This is a genomic window from Burkholderia sp. Ax-1719 (genome assembly GCF_011753055.1).
In the GTDB taxonomy this organism is placed as follows: domain Bacteria; phylum Pseudomonadota; class Gammaproteobacteria; order Burkholderiales; family Burkholderiaceae; genus Paraburkholderia.
In genome coordinates, this window is record NZ_VWWJ01000004.1 from 244480 (window position 1) to 261519 (window position 17040).

General features: G+C 63.7%; 14 protein-coding genes. 9 read left to right on the forward strand and 5 right to left on the reverse strand.

Annotation, left to right across the window (positions count from 1 at the left end; translation table 11 throughout):
• Positions 1-41: 41 nt before the first annotated feature.
• Genes F3J17_RS10640 through F3J17_RS10650 form a run of 3 tightly spaced genes read left to right on the forward strand, consistent with a single transcriptional unit; the run spans position 42 to position 4348 of the window.
• Positions 42-611 carry a GNAT family N-acetyltransferase gene (locus F3J17_RS10640; RefSeq protein WP_167057211.1) on the forward strand — a complete coding sequence of 190 codons (570 nt, stop codon included), beginning with the start codon at positions 42-44 and terminating at the stop codon, positions 609-611.
• A gap of 14 nt (positions 612-625) precedes the next feature.
• Complete coding sequence (locus tag F3J17_RS10645) at positions 626-1192, forward strand: GNAT family N-acetyltransferase (RefSeq protein WP_240160900.1); 567 nt, start codon at positions 626-628, stop codon at positions 1190-1192.
• 15 nt (positions 1193-1207) lie between these two features.
• A complete protein-coding gene (locus tag F3J17_RS10650) occupies positions 1208-4348 on the forward strand; it encodes a multidrug efflux RND transporter permease subunit (protein WP_167057216.1) in 3141 nt (1046 codons plus the stop codon).
• Positions 4349-4372: 24 nt separating this feature from the next.
• Here the strand turns inward: F3J17_RS10650 and F3J17_RS10655 are convergent, their stop codons facing one another.
• Entirely contained in the window at positions 4373-4945 is a 573-nt protein-coding gene (locus tag F3J17_RS10655; RefSeq protein WP_167057219.1) for a cupin domain-containing protein, read from the reverse strand.
• A gap of 515 nt (positions 4946-5460) precedes the next feature.
• On the opposite strand from F3J17_RS10655, the gene F3J17_RS10660 reads away from it, so the two are divergent.
• Complete coding sequence (locus F3J17_RS10660; RefSeq protein WP_167057221.1) at positions 5461-6528, forward strand: SGNH/GDSL hydrolase family protein; 1068 nt, start codon at positions 5461-5463, stop codon at positions 6526-6528.
• Between the two features lie 80 nt (positions 6529-6608).
• Complete coding sequence (locus F3J17_RS10665; RefSeq protein WP_167057224.1) at positions 6609-6926, forward strand: helicase; 318 nt, start codon at positions 6609-6611, stop codon at positions 6924-6926.
• Here F3J17_RS10665 and F3J17_RS10670 read toward each other — a convergent pair.
• The 3 genes from F3J17_RS10670 to F3J17_RS10680 form a co-directional block, all read right to left on the reverse strand.
• Complete coding sequence (locus F3J17_RS10670) at positions 6923-7576, reverse strand: hypothetical protein (protein ID WP_167057227.1); 654 nt, start codon at positions 7574-7576, stop codon at positions 6923-6925. The two genes, F3J17_RS10665 and F3J17_RS10670, sit on opposite strands and share 4 nt — an antisense overlap.
• Before the next feature lie 10 nt (positions 7577-7586).
• A complete protein-coding gene (locus F3J17_RS10675) occupies positions 7587-7949 on the reverse strand; it encodes a translation initiation factor Sui1 (protein WP_167057230.1) in 363 nt (120 codons plus the stop codon).
• Positions 7950-8069: 120 nt separating this feature from the next.
• Entirely contained in the window at positions 8070-8642 is a 573-nt protein-coding gene (locus tag F3J17_RS10680; RefSeq protein ID WP_167057233.1) for a PadR family transcriptional regulator, read from the reverse strand.
• Between the two features lie 146 nt (positions 8643-8788).
• On the opposite strand from F3J17_RS10680, the gene F3J17_RS10685 reads away from it, so the two are divergent.
• Both F3J17_RS10685 and F3J17_RS10690 read left to right on the forward strand, forming a co-directional pair.
• Positions 8789-10813, forward strand: coding sequence for an NADPH-dependent 2,4-dienoyl-CoA reductase (locus F3J17_RS10685; RefSeq protein WP_167057236.1), 2025 nt, complete (start codon positions 8789-8791; stop codon positions 10811-10813).
• Between the two features lie 36 nt (positions 10814-10849).
• A complete protein-coding gene (locus F3J17_RS10690; protein ID WP_167057239.1) occupies positions 10850-11284 on the forward strand; it encodes a nuclear transport factor 2 family protein in 435 nt (144 codons plus the stop codon).
• Between the two features lie 21 nt (positions 11285-11305).
• Here F3J17_RS10690 and F3J17_RS10695 read toward each other — a convergent pair whose 3' ends face one another.
• On the reverse strand, positions 11306-12301 hold the full coding sequence (locus F3J17_RS10695) for an Ig-like domain-containing protein (protein ID WP_240160901.1): 996 nt from the start codon (positions 12299-12301) through the stop codon (positions 11306-11308).
• A 146-nt stretch (positions 12302-12447) separates the two neighbouring features.
• Between F3J17_RS10695 and F3J17_RS10700 the strand changes: the two genes are divergently transcribed.
• Entirely contained in the window at positions 12448-13944 is a 1497-nt protein-coding gene (locus F3J17_RS10700; protein ID WP_240160902.1) for a DHA2 family efflux MFS transporter permease subunit, read from the forward strand.
• 157 nt (positions 13945-14101) lie between these two features.
• Positions 14102-17038, forward strand: a complete 2937-nt coding sequence (locus tag F3J17_RS10705; protein WP_167057245.1) for a molybdopterin oxidoreductase family protein — start codon at positions 14102-14104, stop codon at positions 17036-17038.
• Positions 17039-17040 lie beyond the last annotated feature (2 nt).

A 17040-nucleotide genomic window follows, 5' to 3' on the forward strand; every position in this document is an offset into this window, starting at 1 on the left:
TAGAGCAGTGCAGCAAAACGAACAACAACAAGGATGCACCGATGTCGGACAACACACATACCGCGACCGCCGAGGCGATCGCGCTGCGCGGCATTCGCGTGAGCGATGCCGCGCAGTTGCATGAGCTGATCTACGCGCCGTCGATGGCGCGCGGCGACCCGCAGACGCCGTTCCGCACGCTGGAATCCACGCGCGAATGGATCGAAAAGCGCCCGCCGCAACTGATCCTGATCGGCGCCTTCGCGGGCGAGCGGCTGGTGGGCGAAGGCCAGATCGACGTCGGCAAGATGCGCCGCGCGCACGTGGCGGAAGTGGGCGTGGGCGTGCACGGTGACTGGCGGCGGCGCGGCGTGGCTTCGCGGCTCGTCAACGAAATGCTCGATCAGGCCGACAACTGGCTCGGCCTGCGCCGCCTCGAACTCAAGGTGTTCGTCGATAACGAGGCGGCCATTGCCCTCTATCGCAAGTGCGGCTTCGAGATCGAAGGGCGGCTGCGCGGCCATACCTTGCGCGATGGCGTTTATGTGGACGCGTACCTGATGGCGCGCCTGCGCGCGGCGCTCCCGTATGCATTGAACATGGATGCCATTTCGGGGAGCGACGCAGCATGAATGACCGTACCGATATGCTGAGCGCGCGCAGTGCGTTCGCGCGGACCGTGCGCTTGCGCGCGGCGGAGCTTGACGACAGCGCAGCGATAGCGGATTTGATGAATCTCCCCGGGGTGCGGTCCGGCACGCTCTCGAACGGCTATCGCAATGCAGAAGGCGTACGCGCCTGGCAGGAGAGCAATCAGGCCAGCGCGATGAGAATCGTCGCTGAATCTGAGGGGCGTTTTATCGGTCAGGCGGAACTGAAGCGGGAAGGCGGCCGGCGCTCACATTGCGCCGCACTGGGGATCGCCGTACACGACGAGTTTCAGGGCCGCGGCGTGGGCGCGCTGCTGCTCGGCGCGTTGGTTGACGCCGCCGATACGGCACTGGGGCTGCGTCGCATCGAACTCCAGGTCTTCGCCGACAACGCGCCCGCGATTGCGCTGTATCGCCGCTTTGGCTTTGAAGTGGAGGCGCGCGCTCGGGCCGATGCGATCCGCAACGGCGCGCTGCACGATACCCTTCACATGGCGCGTCTCGCGCCCGCGCCCGCCTTTGCCAGTGCGGCGGAGCATACGGGCGCTCCCATCGCCTTCTGAACCAGGACGCCAAGCGTGCCCTTCTTTTTTATCGACAGACCGGTGTTCGCGTGGGTGATCGCGCTGGCGGTCATGGTGGCGGGTGTGTTCGCCATCACGCAATTGCCGGTGGCGCAGTATCCGCGCCTTTCGCCGCCGCGCATCGTGGTGGTCGCGTCCTATCCGGGCGCGTCGGCGCAAACGGTGGACGACAACGTCGCCAGCATCATCGAGGAAAGCCTCGATGGCGCGGACGGTATGCTCTACTACGAGACCACCAGCGATGGTCTCGGCAATCTGGAGATCGACGTGACGTTCGCGCCGGCGACGAATCCGGATATCGCGCTCGTCGACGTGCAGAACCGCATCAAGCAGATCGAGGCGCGTCTGCCGCAAGCGGTGGTGCAGCAGGGCGTGAACGTGGTGAAAGCGTCCAACACCTTCCTGATGCTGGTGGCGCTCACCTCGACGGACGGCTCGCGCGACTCCGCCCAGCTTGCGGACTATCTCAACCGCTACGTGCTGCGCGAGCTCAAGCGCGCGCCCGGCGTGGGCGAGGCGGAACTGTGGGACTCCGACGAGGCGATGCGCATCTGGGTCGATCCGTGGCGGCTGCGCGAATACGGGCTTGCCGCGAGCGACGTGACGTCGGCGATCACAGCGCAGAACGCGCCCGTGACGGCGGGCACCATCGGCGACGCGCCGTTCGCGCCCGGACAGCAGACCAACGCCTCGGTCGACGTGACGGGGCAACTGGAAACGCCCGCGCAGTTCGGCGATATCGTACTCAAGGCGAAGCCCGATGGCTCGATCGTGCGTCTGCACGATATTGCGCGCGTGGAACTCGGCCGCAGCGACTATTCGTTCTTTTCGCGCTTGAACGGGCGGCCTGCCGCCACGGTGGGTATCCAGCTTGGGCCGCGCGGCAATGCGCTCGAAACCTCGGATGCGATCCGCGCGCGGCTGGCGGAATTGTCGAAACATCTGCCGCCAGGCGTCGCGGTGGAAATCCCGTTCGACAGCGCGCATTTCGTGCGCGTGGCGATCCGCGAGGTGGTGATCACGCTGCTGGAAGCCATCGTGCTGGTGTTCGGCGTGATGTGGCTGTTCCTGCGCGATCTGCGCGCGACGCTGGTGCCGACGGTCGTCATTCCCGTCACGCTGATGGGCGCGTTCCTCGCGCTCTACATGGGCGGCATGTCGATCAACGTGTTCACGCTGTTCGGGCTCGTGCTGGCGATCGGCATTCTCGTGGACGACGCCATCGTGGTGGTGGAGAGCGTGCATCGCGCGATGCACGAGGAAGGGCTCGCGCCCAGGGAGGCGACGCGGCGCGCCATGTCGCGCATCGGCGGGGCGATCGTCGGCGTGACGGCGGTGCTCACCGCCGTGTTCGTGCCGATGGCGTTCTTTACCGGCAATGTCGGCGGCATCTATCGACAGTTCGCGGTGGCGATGATTGCGTCGATGCTGGTGTCGTCATTCATGGCGCTTTCGCTCACACCTGCGCTATGTGCGAGCATGCTCAGGAAACCGAAGCATATTGAGGCGCATGGCACCTCGCGTGCTGCGCGGGTTTCGCGCGGCTATCGCGGCTTCGTGCTGAAGCTGTTGCGGCGCAGCCGCCGCGTGCTGGTCATCTACGCGCTGCTGATTGGCGCGATGGCGTGGCTTTACTGGCAGATGCCGCAAGGCTTCCTGCCCGCCGAAGACGAAGGCCAGCTTCAGGTCATGATCCAGTTGCCCGCAGGCGCGACACAGGCCCGCACGCTGGCGGTGGTGCAACGTGTGGAGCAGATCCTGCGCAATGAAAACGCGGTCGACAATGTCACCAGCGTGGTGGGCTGGAGCTTCGCGGGCAGCGGCCAGAACGTGGGCATGGCGTTCGTCGATCTGAAGGACTGGGATCACCGCTCGATGAGCGCGCAAACCTTGCGCGACCGGCTCAACGACAAGTTCGGCGCGATCCTTGACGGCGATGTGGAAGCCACGCTGCCGTCGCCCGTGCCCGGCATCGGGCATGCGGAGGGCTTCACGTTCCGGCTGGAGGATCGTGGTGGTGTCGGCATGGACGCGCTAAAGGCGGCGCGCGGCCAGTTGATCGACGTGGCCGCGAAAAGCGCCGTGCTGGCGGGTGTGCACTCCGAGGATCTGCCCGACGCGCCGCGCGTGGCGCTCGATGTCGACCGCGCGAAAGCCTATGCGTTCGGAGTGCCGTTTGGGCGCATCGCGGACTTGCTGAGCACCACCTTCGGCTCGACCTATGTGGACGACTTCCCGGCTGGCGGGCGCATGCGCCGCGTGATCGTTTCCGCCGATGCGGGCGCGCGTATGGCCGAGCACCAGTTGCTCGACCTGCCGGTGCAGACGGGTACGGGCTCGACGGTGGCGCTGTCGTCGCTGGCGTCCACGCGCTGGACGCGCGGCCCCGTGATGCTCACCCGTTACAACGGCTATCCGTCGCTCGACGTGAGCGGGCGCGAATCGAGCGGCCACAGTTCCGGCGAAGCGATGGCCGAAATGGAACGGCTGGCCGCCGATCTGCCTTCGGGCGTCGCCTATGAATGGACCGATACGGCGTTCGAACAGATCGAGGCCGCGCGCGATACGCCCTTGTTGCTGGGCCTCTCGGTGCTGGCGGTGTTCATGGTGCTGGCAGCCCTGTACGAAAGCTGGATCACGCCCGCCGCGGTGCTGCTGGTGGTGCCGCTGGGCACGCTCGGCGCGGTCGTGGCGATGTTGATGCGGGGCCTGCCCAACGACATCTACTTCAAGGTGGGGCTCGTGACGGTGGTCGGGCTGACGGCCAAGAACGCGATTCTGATCGTGCAGGCGGCGAACGCCAGGCGCTTGCGCGGTCTGCGCGCGGGGCCGGCCGTGGTGGCCGCGTGCGCGGAGCGGCTCAGGCCGATCGTGATGACGTCGGCGGCCTTCGTGCTGGGCGTCGTGCCGCTTGCGCTGTCGCACAGCGCGGGCGCGGAAAGCCGCCATTCGATCGGCACGGGCGTGCTTGGTGGCGTGCTGGCCGCGACGGCGCTTGGGCTCGTGTTTGCGCCAGTGCTGTATTGCGCGGTGGCCTCGCGGCCGCCGAAGCGCATCGCGGGCAGATCGGGCGGGCTGCGCGGCAGACGCAGATCCGCGCGAGGCGAGCCTGCGTTCGAGGAAAGTACGCAGTGAGCGCAGTTCGCGCCGCGCGTGGACTCAGAAAAGCCGTGGCGTGCCCACCCAGACCAGCACGGCTTCCTCGTCGCGCGGGTTCGTCCAGCTGTGCGGCACCGTCGATTCGTAATGCGCGCTATCGCCCGCGCCCAGCACGAACGACTTGCCTTCCAGGGTGATCGTCACTTCGCCGCTGAGCACGTGGACGAATTCTTCGCCCGCGTGCGTGGTGACCTCGCTGCGCTGCTGGCCCGGCGGCAAGCGCACGAGAATCGCTTCGAGCTGGCGTCCGCCCGACTGGTTGGAAAGACGCGCGAACAGATTGGTCGAATCGGCGAAAGCGAAGTACTGCAGATCCTTGTGGCGGCGCACGCAGCCTTCTTCAGTGGGCGTATCGACGAAATAGCTGACCGGCACGCCCAGCGCCTTGGCGATACTTACCAGCGAGGTGATCGACGGGCTGGCGTGGTCGCGTTCGACCTGCGAGAGAAAGGGTTTGGAAAGCTGGGAGAGGGTCGCGACGTCGTCGAGCGTGCGGCCCTGGCGCTGGCGCAGCGACCGGATCTTGCTGCCGACGGAGACGACGTTCTGGGTTTCGACGGTTTTCGATGCCATGGTTAAAGGCTGGTCTTTTGTATTGGAAGCGCGGGTTTCGCACCGGCATCGATCACTGCATGCGGAGCGAATTCATCTGATGAATGCCGGTATTCAACATTCATTTAAAGCCAGGTCTCCATTAGGCGCTTTTCCACCGATTCAGGCCATTCACGTGCGCGCTAATCCCCGTGCGGCGCGACGCGTTTGTTTCGGTGTCCAGGTTATCTGTTTTGTTAAAAGGCCACTGATAATAGCATTACCAATAAGTTCGCAGAAAAGTGCATGATCGGGCCGATGGCGTCAGGGGATTATCTGAATGCGTATCGAATGCAAGTGGAAATGGAAAATATTACGAAATATATCGGACAGCAGAATTCAGAAAGTTGAAGTCATAGTTTGAATGGTGGTCGCGCTGGCTAATTCGGTGCATTTATCGATCACCGTGAAGGCGCATCGCGAAGTGGGGTCGCCCTGATAGTCCGAACCGCACGGCGCGGTTATGCTTCGATACCGTCCAATTTTCGGAGCGTCCCATGCAGACAGTCCGTCGTTTCGCGTTCCTTGCGCTGGCAGCCGGTGTCATGAGCCTGTCCTTCACGTCGAACGCATCGGCGGATTCGTCCGCGTTGCCACAAGGCCGCTATCAGGTCGTTTCGTTCGGCGACAGTCTTTCGGACGTCGGCACGTACGCCTATGCCCGCCAGTTTGGCGGCGGCACCTACACCACCAATCCAGGCGCGATTTCCGTCGCACGCGTTGCTCAACACTTTGGATCGAGTCTCACGCCCGCGCTGACGGGCGGCTTCGGCCAGCCGAGCGTGGTTCAAGCAGACGGATTCGGCTATGCGCAAGGGGGCGCGCGCGTCGCCGCGCCGCCGAACCCCGGCGATGCGACCGGCGACACCGGAGAACTGCAGACGCCACTGACCTCGCAAGTTTCGGCCTATCTTCAGAGCCATACGCGTTTCAACGCCCAGCAACTCGTGTTGATGCAGGGCGGGGCGAACGACTTGCAGGATGCCTATGCGGCATGGGCGGGCATGGTGGCGAATGGCGGCGATCCCAACGCGTCCTTGCAGGCTGTTCTGCCGTCACTGAAGCAGGCGGCGCAGCAATTGGGGGAACTGGTGCACAACGTGCAACAGCACGGCGCGACCCATATCGTGGTGCAGAACGTGCCGGATATCAGCAAGGCGCCGATTGCCAACCTGCTCGATCAACAACTGCCGGGCTCCACCAAAGTGCTTCGGCGCATGGCTCAGGCGTTCAACGGCGCGCTGGACGACGCGCTGCCTGCGTCGCCGGCCGTGCTGCGCATCGACGCTTTCACGTTTATCGACGAGGTCGCGAAGAACTATCGGCAACTGGGCTTTCGCTTCGACGGCAGTGTCGGCGCCAACGTAGCCTGTGCGCCTGCCAGCCTGCCCACGGCATTTCAGGCCGACGACGCCAGCGCGCTTTTCTGTTCGCCCGCGACCTACGTCTCACCGCATGCCGACGATATCTATATGTTTGCCGACGCTTATCACCCGAGCACGCATCTTCAACAGGTCATCGCGGATTATGTGGTGGCCCAGATCGACGCGTGGTTGCGCAAATAGCCGGAAAATAGCGCGGAAGGACGGGGCGGGCCCGTTCTAGCCCGCTGTTAGAATGGCTCCCTTTTTTGTGGGAGAGGCAAATGTCCTGGTTCATTTACGAAGTGCCCGAATTCAACGAAGACGCGGCGCGCATCGAACCTTTCAGCGATTTGCGCAGCCGCGTCGTCAAGGTCAGCGGGCAGGCAATGGCCGACGAACTGGAGAGCGTGCGCGAGAACGCGGCAGCGACGGCGAACACGCCCGCACATGCGCTGCGCGGGGCGGAAAATCCGCACGTTTTCCCGATTCCGTATGCCGACTCGATGATTCTGGTCGGCTTCATTTTCGAACTGGCGCGAGAAGGGCGACAACTGGTGGTGTCGCCCGTGGAAATGCCCTGGCTCAAAGACGCCGTTTAAGCGGCGAGATTGTCTTCGCAATCTTTCCAGTAGCGCAGCGGATCCTGATGTTGCGGGTAGTGGGCGTCGAGCCACACGGACAGCTTGTGCCAGTCCGGATGATGCGTCCCCGTCTTTGCCGACCAGGTTGAGGATCGCTCCAGAATCCGGTTGTTTTCGCGGTCGCGCACGATGAGACTGCCCAGCCCGCTGGTGCTGTTCGCCTGCGCTTCGAGTTGGTATCGGGGCAGGATTCTGATTTCGGCGTCTTCGGCCCAGCCGTAGAGTGCGCGAACCACGCCAGCGGCATCGCGCAATTCGATCGGGCCGGTCTGCGGGCGAACCGCCGACCAGCCTTCCGGGAATTCGGCAACGATCTCATTGTTGCCTTCCCGCACCCACTTCATCCGCCACGCGCGCGCCATCGCCTCGCGCATTGCCGATACCGACTTGTAGCCAGCGGGCAGTTCGATCCCCACTGGGAGCGTGATGAGATTGTCTTTCCAGAGCCGGGATTCGTCGTCGGGGAGCGGGGGGCGTTTCACCTCTGCGAAAGGCGAGGCTTCGAACGGGTTCTCGGGCCGGCTCGACGTTTTTACGCTCGTAGCGGGTAGCCCTTCGAAGAGCCGTTCGGCATCCAGACGCGTGAGTTTCGGTTTTGTTTTCTTCATGTGTTCCTCTTCAGCCGCCGGCCCGCTTCACGCTATGGCCGGCTTTTTTGAGCGCGTCCATGACGCGCTCGCAATGGTCGCCCTGGACTTCGATCACGCCATCCTTGACCGTACCGCCCGATCCACAGGCCGTCCGTAATTGTTTGCCCAACACGGCCAGCGCGTCGGGATCGAGCGCCAGGCCTTTGACGATGGTGACGCTTTTGCCGCCCCGGCCCTTGGTCTCGCGAGAAACACGGGCGATGCCGTCGCCTGCCGGGCGCGCCCTGGCGATCGCCTTGCAGACGCATTCCGCGAGCGTGCGCCTGCATTCGGGGCACATGCGGCCGCCGTCCGTCGAATAGACGAGGCCGCTCTTTGAACTGCTATTCATGATTGGGTGACCTGGAGCTTTCAAAGCCGATAATCGGCGAGTTTAGCCGACGGCGCCTGTTATACCGCCATCGGGAGCCCGTGCAAGCGCCCGCTTCGCGTCCGCTTGCCAATCTCGTGCTTATTTTCGCTTCGGCTTGCTGCGTTCCGGACTGCGCGTGCGAAGTGGCTTCTGCAGCGCAGTTTGCGCTTCCTTCAAGAGTTCGAGCCAGTTTTCCTCGTAACGAACTCCGGCGCGCAAAACCAGATGGTGCAGGGCGGACTCACGATCCTGCGGCTCGGTGGGAAAGTCTTTCTGCTCGATTTCGCGGTAGAGCGCGAGTTTCGCTTCATGCAGGCCAATACGTCGGCGTATTTCTTCGTCCAGTCCGGTCGGCCCGACCGCGGCTTCGGCGCGCAGGCGAACCATGAACTCATCGCGCAGTGCGGCTGGCTCATCTTCCTGTGCGACCCAGCTCCTCAACTCATCGCGTCCGGCCGCCAGGATCCGGTATGCGCGTTTGCGCCCTCGGGTGGATTCCTCCGGGAGCGATTCGATCAGACCCGCTTCCTCCAGACGCGCCAGTTCCCGATAGATCTGCTGATGGGTAGCGTGCCAGAAATAGCCGATCGAGCGGTCGAAGCGGGCGGCCAGTTCCGATCCGGAGCAGGACCGTTCGACCAGCGCGGTGAGTAAGGCATGCGGAAGCGACATCGATGCAGATCAGTTGGCGAATCGGCCTGACAAGCAGGCCAGCAATGGACGAGTAGAGGAGGTTTTCGAAATTCTCGCATCCGCTTGACTCTCCATGCAACTGGTTGCATTATCGGTCGCATCTTCATGCAACCAGTTGCATAAACATGACAAATCCCTATCCCCACTTGTTGCGTCCGCTCGACCTGGGTTTCACGACCCTGAAAAACCGCGTGTTGATGGGCTCCATGCATGTCGGGCTCGAAGAAGCGCCGCATGGTTTCGAGCGCATGGCCGCGTTCTATGCCGAGCGCGCGCGCGGCGAAGCCGGGCTGATCGTGACGGGCGGCATCGCGCCGAACGAACGCGCGCGCCCCATGCACGGCGGCGCGATGTTGACGACGGAAGACGAGGCCGAGCGGCATCGCATCATCACGCGCGCCGTGCATGCCGAAGGCGGCAAGATCGCCATGCAGATCCTGCACTTCGGCCGTTACTCGTATCAGCCGATGCTGGTTGCGCCGAGTGCGCTGCAAGCTCCCATCAATCCGTTCACGCCCCACGCGTTGAGCGACGAAGAGGTCGAAGAGACCATCGACGACTTCGTGCGCTGCGCGGCGCTGGCGCAGCATGCGGGCTACGACGGCGTGGAAATCATGGGCTCGGAGGGTTACCTCATCAACGAGTTCATTGCGAGTCGCACCAATCATCGTACTGATCGCTGGGGCGGCAGCTACGAAAATCGCATGCGTTTTCCGGTGGAGATCGTGCGGCGCGTGCGGGAGCGCGTTGGCAGCCAGTTCATCATCATTTACCGGCTTTCGATGCTTGATCTGGTGGAAGGCGGCTCGACGCTGGAGGAAGTGATCCAGCTGGCCCAGGCCATCGAGCAGGCGGGCGCGACCATCATCAATACCGGCATTGGCTGGCACGAGGCGCGCATTCCGACCATCGCCACCAAGGTGCCGCGCGGCGCGTGGGCCTGGGTCACGCAGGAACTGATGGGCAAGGTGTCGGTGCCGCTGGTGGCCACCAACCGCATCAACACGCCCGAACTCGCTGAACAACTACTCGCCGATGGCGTGTGCGACATGGTGTCGATGGCGCGTCCGTTCCTCGCTGACGCCGATTTCGTGCGCAAGGCGCGCGAGGGCCGCGCCGACGAAATCAATACCTGCATCGGCTGCAATCAGGCCTGTCTCGACCATACTTTCGCGGGCAAGGTGACGTCGTGCCTCGTCAATCCGCGCGCGTGCCACGAGACCGAAATCGTCATCAATCCGGCCACGCAGACCCGGCGTGTCGCCGTCGTGGGCGCGGGGCCGGCCGGTCTCGCCTGTGCGGTGACGGCGGCAAGCCGCGGGCATAAGGTGACGCTCTTCGAAGCGGGCCACAAAATTGGCGGCCAGTTCAATATCGCCAAAAAGGTGCCGGGCAAGGAGGAGTTCAACGAAACGCTGCGCTACTTCCGCCGCCAGATCGAATTGACGGGCGTCGAGTTGCGGCTGGAAACGCGGGCGAGCGCCGAAGCGTTAATGCAGGAAGGCTTCGATGAAATCGTCATCGCGACTGGCGTGCTGCCGCGCGAACTGCACATCGATGGCGCGCAGCATGCCAAGGTGCTGGGCTATCTCGACGTATTGCGCGACGGCAGGGAGGTGGGTTCGAACGTTGCGATTGTGGGCGCGGGGGGCATTGGCTTCGACGTGGCCGAGTACCTTGTGCATGAGGGTAAATCAGCGAGTGTCGATCCGCAGAAGTTCTTCGCCGAGTGGGGCGTGGATACGCACTACACCGAACGCGGCGGCCTGCGCCGTGCTGCGGTAGGGCCTGCTGCGCGCAAAGTTCATCTGCTTCAGCGCCGCGCCTCCAAGGTTGGCGACAATCTCGGCAAGACGACGGGCTGGATTCACCGCACGGCATTGAAGGCGCGTGGCGTCGGCATGTCGTCTTCGGTGGAGTATCAGCGCATCGACGATGATGGTTTGCACGTCAGTATCGACGGCGTGCCGCAGACGCTCGCCGTGGATAACGTGGTGGTCTGCGCAGGCCAGGAGCCGCTGCGCGAGCTGGCCGATCAGCTGGAGGCCGCGGGCCGCAAGGTTCACGTGATCGGCGGTGCCGCGAGGGCTGCGGAACTCGACGCCAAACGCGCCATTCACGAGGGCACTACGCTGGCCGCTTCGCTATAAACGCGAAGTCATCCTCACATTCAATCCGGAGTCCGTATGAATGACGCAGCACTGAATCTGCCGCCCGCCGTGGCGCGCTCCCTCGCGATCTGGCATGAACTCGTGGCCAGCAAGGATCTGGGCAAGCTGGAGTCGATTGTTCACCCCGATGCTGTTTTTCGCTCGCCGATGGCATTCAAGCCGTACGGTCCCGCGCCCGCCTTGCTGATGGCGTTGCGCACGGTGATCACGATTTTCGAGGACTTTACCTATCACCGCCAGTTCAGCAGCGCCGATGGCCACGACATCGTGCTGGAATTTAGCGCGACGGTACAGGACAAGCAGCTCAAGGGCATCGACATGATCCGCTTCGACGAAACAGGGCGCATTGTCGAGTTCGAGGTGATGATTCGCCCGTTCAATGCGCTGCAGGTGCTGGGCGCGGAAATGGGCGCCCGCCTTGCGCAGTTTCTGCCGGCGTATAAGGTTTAAGCGAGGCCTTTAAAAGCAGCGTTACGCGTGCGGTTGCTGAAGCCACGCGCGCGCGTGCGTATCCGTGGTGGTGAAAGACCACTGCAGATCGAAGGGCGCATTCGCTACGCCGTATTGCTGCGTGAGCCGACCGGTTGCGTGGACCGTATAGGTCGTTTGCGGGCGCAATGGCGAGAACGGCGTGCAGACGGCCGTGTTGCGCCCGACATCGGCGGCGGTCAGCGGCGCGATCTGGCAGCGCACTTTTTTGCCGTGGCCGTCGCGCAGCTCGAAGGTGGCAAGTTCGATGTGTGCGTTGGTGCCGCCCGAGAGCGTGATGGGGTAGCCGAGCACCGCACCCCGATAGCGTGTGTCGGGGCCCATCGGGTCGGGCTGTTCGATATCCTGCCACGCGAGCGGCGCGTCCTTCTGCCCGTCATAGGGGTAGGCCACGAGTTCGGTCGCGCCGATGGCGGGCTGCGGGTCCGCGAAATCGACCACGATGATCTGGCTTTTGCCGGAAGCCACCGCTTCGCCAGCACGGGCCCAGTCGTACAGCATCGCGCCGCGATGGTAGGGCGAATCAAAAATCTCCGCCATCGGCAGTTGCGGCGCACGCTGTCCGCCGTAGACGGCGAACACTTCGCTGGCGCCCGCGGTCTGCGTATGCAAACGTACGCGCGCGGTCACGTCGGCGGCGGAAAAGCCCGGCAAGCCGGCGTTTTCCTCGTGGCCCGTCGCGCGATTCGTCTCCAGATAAGAAGCGTGGGCGGCCGCCGCCTTGGCGACCAGCGGATCCGCTGCGAGCGCCCCCAGACCGAGTTCCGCGCGCCGTGCGTTGAGGTAGGCGATCGCGGACGTTTCATCCTTGCTCGCCAGTTCGGCGATGGCCGCGTTGCCGGGCGCGGCGTGCAAGGTGATACGCGGCCCGGTGTACGGCGGCGCGGATGCCTGATGCACGGCGGGCTTGCTCGCACATCCGGCGAACTGCGCGAGGGCGAGGGAAATCAGGGCGGTGGAAAGCGGCAGGCGATACATCGATTCTTCAGATCATTTCGACGCTTTGGGCGTCCTTGACTACTTATCGGCACAAAAGCCCGCGATTGTAGGGCATGGCAAGCGGGTTGACTTGCCTCGCCGGCACGAACAGACTCTGCTCACCATCGATCTGCACGGGAGCGGACTTGGCCCACCCCGATCTTCTCGATCGCGCCCCGAAGGCCGCGCGCGTGATCGCCGCGCAGGCCAGCCCGTGCGACAAGCTCGTTATCCACGCGCAACCCACCAGCGTCGATCGCCCGTGCCGGCACAAGCGCCTCGCGCTCGCCGCGACCATCCTCGGGTCGAGCATGGCTTTTATCGACGGCTCCGTTGTCAATGTTGCGTTGCCGTCGATTCAGCGCGAACTGGGCGCGAGCGTCGCGGCAATGCAGTGGGTCGTCGATGCGTATCTGCTGTTTCTGGGCTCGCTGGTGCTGGTTGGCGGGTCGATGGGCGACCGGCTCGGGCGTCGTACCGTGTTTATTGCGGGCATCGCGCTCTTTACACTGGCGTCGGCCGCGTGCGGATTCGCGCCGGACGCGGCCGCGCTGATCGCCGCGCGCGCAGTGCAGGGCATCGGCGCGGCGCTGCTCGTGCCCAGCAGTCTCTCGATCATCGGCGCGGTATTCGACGATGCTTCGCGTGGCCGCGCGATTGGCACCTGGGCGGGCGTGGGCGCGATCACCTCGGCGGTGGGGCCGGTCGCGGGCGGCTGGCTCGTCGACGCGTTTTCGTGGCGCGCGATCTTTTTTCTGAACGTGCCGCTCGCCGCGCTGACGATCGTGCTGGCCTTGGCGTCGGTGCCCAACAGCCACAAGCTGGGCGCGCCGCGACAACTCGACTGGCCCGGCGCGATTACCGCCGCCGCCGGGCTGGCGTCGCTCACATTCGGGCTGACGGAGGCATCGGCGCGCGGCTTTGCACATCCGCTGGTGCTCGGCGCAATCGGTGCGGGCGTGCTCGTGCTTGCCGCTTTCGTGGCGATCGAATCGCGCAGCGCCAACCCCATGATGCCGCTCGACGTGTTTCACTCGCGCGATTTCACCGCCGCCAATCTCGTCACGCTGCTGCTTTACTTCGGGCTGGGCGGGGCATTCTTTTTCCTGCCGTTCGCGCTGATTCGCGCCCTGGGCTTTAGCGCGACCGATGCGGGCGCGGCGCTGCTGCCGGTGCCCGTCGCGATCGGTTTGCTATCGCGTTTCACAGGCGGCCTGACGAACCGTTTCGGTTCGCGTGCGTTGTTGACGGCCGGGCCTGGCATCGCGGGCATCGGCTTCGCGTTGCTGTCGTTGCCGTTCGTACGCGCAGGGTATTGGGCAGGATTTTTCCCCGCGCTCGTCGTGTTAGGGCTGGGCATGACGATCACGGTTGCGCCGCTGACGACGGTGGTGATGGGCGCGGTGTCGAGCGAGCGCACCGGCGTCGCCTCCGGTATCAACAATGCTGTGGCGCGTGTGGCGGGGCTGCTGGCGATTGCGGTGCTGGGCATCGTGTTCGTGTGGACGCTCGCGTCCCGCTCCGATGCTGACGCCATCCTCGCGGCGATGCGCGCGGTTGCGCTCGTCTGCGCCGCGTGTGCATTCGCCGCTGCCGCGATTGCGGCGTTCCTGATGCATCCGCAACACGCTTCCCGACAGTGATGCGTCAGACTGCTGTAGCCAAAACGAAAACTATCAGGCCAGCCGATGTTTGAAATCGCGAATTGCGAGTTTTCTTATGTGCCGCGCGTTTATACGATATTGAGTGCCGGCACAGCGTTCACGTAGCCAGCCCCGCGCAAGCGCATCTGGAGGAGCGATGGAACACAAGCCCCGCACGCAGAACGAGAAGCTCGAGGTCAAGACGACGACTTGCTATATGTGCGCCTGCCGGTGTGGCATCCGCGTGCATCTGCGCGATGGCGAAGTGCGCTATATCGACGGCAATCCTGAGCATCCGCTCAATCAAGGGGTGATCTGCGCCAAGGGCTCGTCGGGCATCATGAAGCAATATTCGCCCGCGCGCCTCACCCAGCCGTTGCTACGCAAAGCGGATGCATTACGCGGCACCGCGCAGTTCGAACCGATCTCCTGGGACGTCGCGTTCGACATGCTGGAAAAGCGTCTCGCCCATCTGCGCGCGACGGACCCCAAACAGTTCGCGTTATTTACAGGCCGCGACCAGATGCAGGCGCTTACCGGACTGTTTGCCAAACAGTTCGGTACTCCGAATTATGCGGCGCACGGCGGATTCTGTTCGGCGAATATGGCTGCGGGCATGATCTACACAATAGGCGGATCATTCTGGGAGTTCGGCGGTCCGGATCTCGACCGCGCGAGGCTGTTCTTCATGATCGGCACGGCGGAAGACCATCATTCGAATCCGCTCAAGATTGCGATTTCGAAGTTCAAGCGCGCGGGTGGCCGCTTTATCGCCATCAATCCGATCCGCACCGGCTACGCAGCCATCGCCGACGAATGGGTGCCGATTTGTCCCGGCACGGACGGCGCGCTGTTCATGGCGCTGATGCGCGAGTTGATCGAAGCGAATGCGTACGACCGCGAATTCGTCGAGCGTTATACGAATGCGGGCGAACTGATCGATCTGCGGGCTGATAGCGAGACGTACGGCCTGTTCGTGCAGGATAAAAACGCCGAAGCGCGCAATGCGCTGTTTCCACAGAATCATTTGTGGTGGGACGCAGCGAGCCAGCGCGAAGTGCTGCATCACGCAGCGGGCGTGCGTCCCGCACTGGAAGGGCGCTATATGCTCGCCGACGGCACGCCGGTGGCGCCATCGTTCCAGTTGCTGCGCGAGCAGGTCGCGCGTTGCACGCCGGAATGGGCGGCCCAGATCACCGGCATTGCAGCTGACACGATCCGCCGTCTGGCTCAGGAAATGGCCGACGTCGCACGCGATCAAAAAATCACGCTGCCGGTTCCCTGGACTGATGCCTGGGGCGAGTCGCACGAATCGGTAACCGGTGCGCCGATTGCCTTTCACGCCATGCGCGGACTGGCCGCGCATTCGAACGGCTTTCAGTCGATCCGTGCGCTCGCCGTGCTGATGTCCCTGCTTGGCACCATCGACCGGCCTGGCGGCTTCCGGCACAAATCGCCGTATCCGCGCGCCGTGCCGCCTTCGGCGAAACCGCCCAACAGTCCCGACGATGTGAAGCCGGATACGCCGCTCGCCAACGGCCCGCTGGGCTGGCCCGCCGCGCCGGAAGACCTGTTTGTCGACGCCCATGGCGGCCCGGTGCGCATCGACAAGGCCTTTTCGTGGGAATACCCGCTTGCCGTGCACGGTCTGATGCATAGCGTGATTACCAATGCGTGGCGCGGCGATCCCTATCCCATCGACACGCTGTTGATTTTCATGGCGAATATGGCGTGGAATTCGTCGATGAACACGGTCGAGGTTCGCAAGATGCTGGCGGACCGGCACGAGAGCGGCGAGTACAAGATTCCGTTCATTGTCGTGTGCGATGCGTTTCAGTCGGAGATGACTGCATTTGCCGATCTGATCCTGCCCGATACGACATATCTCGAACGCTACGATGCGATGTCGATGCTCGACCGGCCGATTTCCGAATTCGACGGACCGGTTGATTCGGTGCGCGTGCCCGTTGTGCCGCCAACCGGCGAATGCAAACCGTTCCAGGAAGTGCTGGTGGAACTGGCGAGCCGCCTGAAATTACCGGCATTCACCACGCCGGAGGGCGCACGCAAGTATCGCGACTATCCGGATTTCGTCATCCATCACCAGACGACACCGGGTTCTGGCGTGGGCTTTCTGATGGGCTGGCGCGGCAAGGATGGCGACAAGGCGCTGGTTGGTGAACCGAACCTGAAGCAGTGGGACGAATATGCGAAGCACAACTGCGTCTACCACTACACGCTGCCCGAATCGCTCCAGTACATGCGCAACGTCAATGGGCCTTATTTGCAGTTCGCGGTGGAAAAAGGCTTTCGCAAATTCAATGAGCCGATTGTCATCGCGCTTTATTCGGATGTGATGCAGAAGTTCCGGCTCGCAGCGCAAGGCAAAACGAAAGGGCGGCTACCGCCCGACCATTTGCGCGCGCGCATCGAACAGTATTTCGATCCCTTGCCGTTCTGGTATGCACCGCTCGAACACGACGCCACCGATCACGCGCGCTTTCCGCTGGCGGCGGTCACGCAGCGGCCGATGGCGATGTATCACTCGTGGGATTCGCAGAACGCCTGGCTGCGGCAGATTCATGGCGAAAACTATCTGTACATGAACCCGCGTACCGCGGCCGCGCAGAATATTGAGGACGGCGGCTGGATTTACGTCGAATCGCAATGGGGCAAGGTGCGCTGCATGGCGCGCTATAGCGAAGCGGTGGAACCCGGCACGGTGTGGACGTGGAACGCGATCGGCAAATCGGCGGGCGCATGGAATCTCGGGCCCGACGCCAACGAATCGCAGCGCGGCTTTCTGCTTAACCACCTGATCGCCGACGAGATTCCCGTCAAGTGCGCGGATTACGCACGTACCTCGAATTCCGATCCCGTCACCGGGCAAGCGGCCTGGTACGACGTGCGCGTGCGTATCTATCCGGCCGAGGCGCACGCCGATCACACGCTACCGCAATTCGCACCCATGCCTGCGCTGCCGGGCGCGGTTGGCGAAGGTGCAGGCGGTTTCATCCATCGCGTCGTGCAAACGTATTTCGCCGGGCGAGGAGAGTTTGCCGCGCGGCTTGCGAAAGCCACGCAACGTAAATAACG

Bases quoted from the DNA above. Each gene is read 5' to 3' on its own strand.
- F3J17_RS10640 (WP_167057211.1), top strand. From the start codon at position 42: ATGTCGGACAACACACATACCGCGACCGCCGAGGCGATCGCGCTGCGC.
- F3J17_RS10645 (WP_240160900.1), top strand. From the start codon at position 626: ATGCTGAGCGCGCGCAGTGCGTTCGCGCGGACCGTGCGCTTGCGCGCG.
- F3J17_RS10655 (WP_167057219.1), bottom strand. From the start codon at position 4,945: ATGGCATCGAAAACCGTCGAAACCCAGAACGTCGTCTCCGTCGGCAGC.
- F3J17_RS10660 (WP_167057221.1), top strand. From the start codon at position 5,461: ATGCAGACAGTCCGTCGTTTCGCGTTCCTTGCGCTGGCAGCCGGTGTC.
- F3J17_RS10665 (WP_167057224.1), top strand. From the start codon at position 6,609: ATGTCCTGGTTCATTTACGAAGTGCCCGAATTCAACGAAGACGCGGCG.
- F3J17_RS10670 (WP_167057227.1), bottom strand. From the start codon at position 7,576: ATGAAGAAAACAAAACCGAAACTCACGCGTCTGGATGCCGAACGGCTC.
- F3J17_RS10675 (WP_167057230.1), bottom strand. From the start codon at position 7,949: ATGAATAGCAGTTCAAAGAGCGGCCTCGTCTATTCGACGGACGGCGGC.
- F3J17_RS10680 (WP_167057233.1), bottom strand. From the start codon at position 8,642: ATGTCGCTTCCGCATGCCTTACTCACCGCGCTGGTCGAACGGTCCTGC.
- F3J17_RS10685 (WP_167057236.1), top strand. From the start codon at position 8,789: ATGACAAATCCCTATCCCCACTTGTTGCGTCCGCTCGACCTGGGTTTC.
- F3J17_RS10690 (WP_167057239.1), top strand. From the start codon at position 10,850: ATGAATGACGCAGCACTGAATCTGCCGCCCGCCGTGGCGCGCTCCCTC.
- F3J17_RS10695 (WP_240160901.1), bottom strand. From the start codon at position 12,301: ATGTATCGCCTGCCGCTTTCCACCGCCCTGATTTCCCTCGCCCTCGCG.
- F3J17_RS10705 (WP_167057245.1), top strand. From the start codon at position 14,102: ATGGAACACAAGCCCCGCACGCAGAACGAGAAGCTCGAGGTCAAGACG.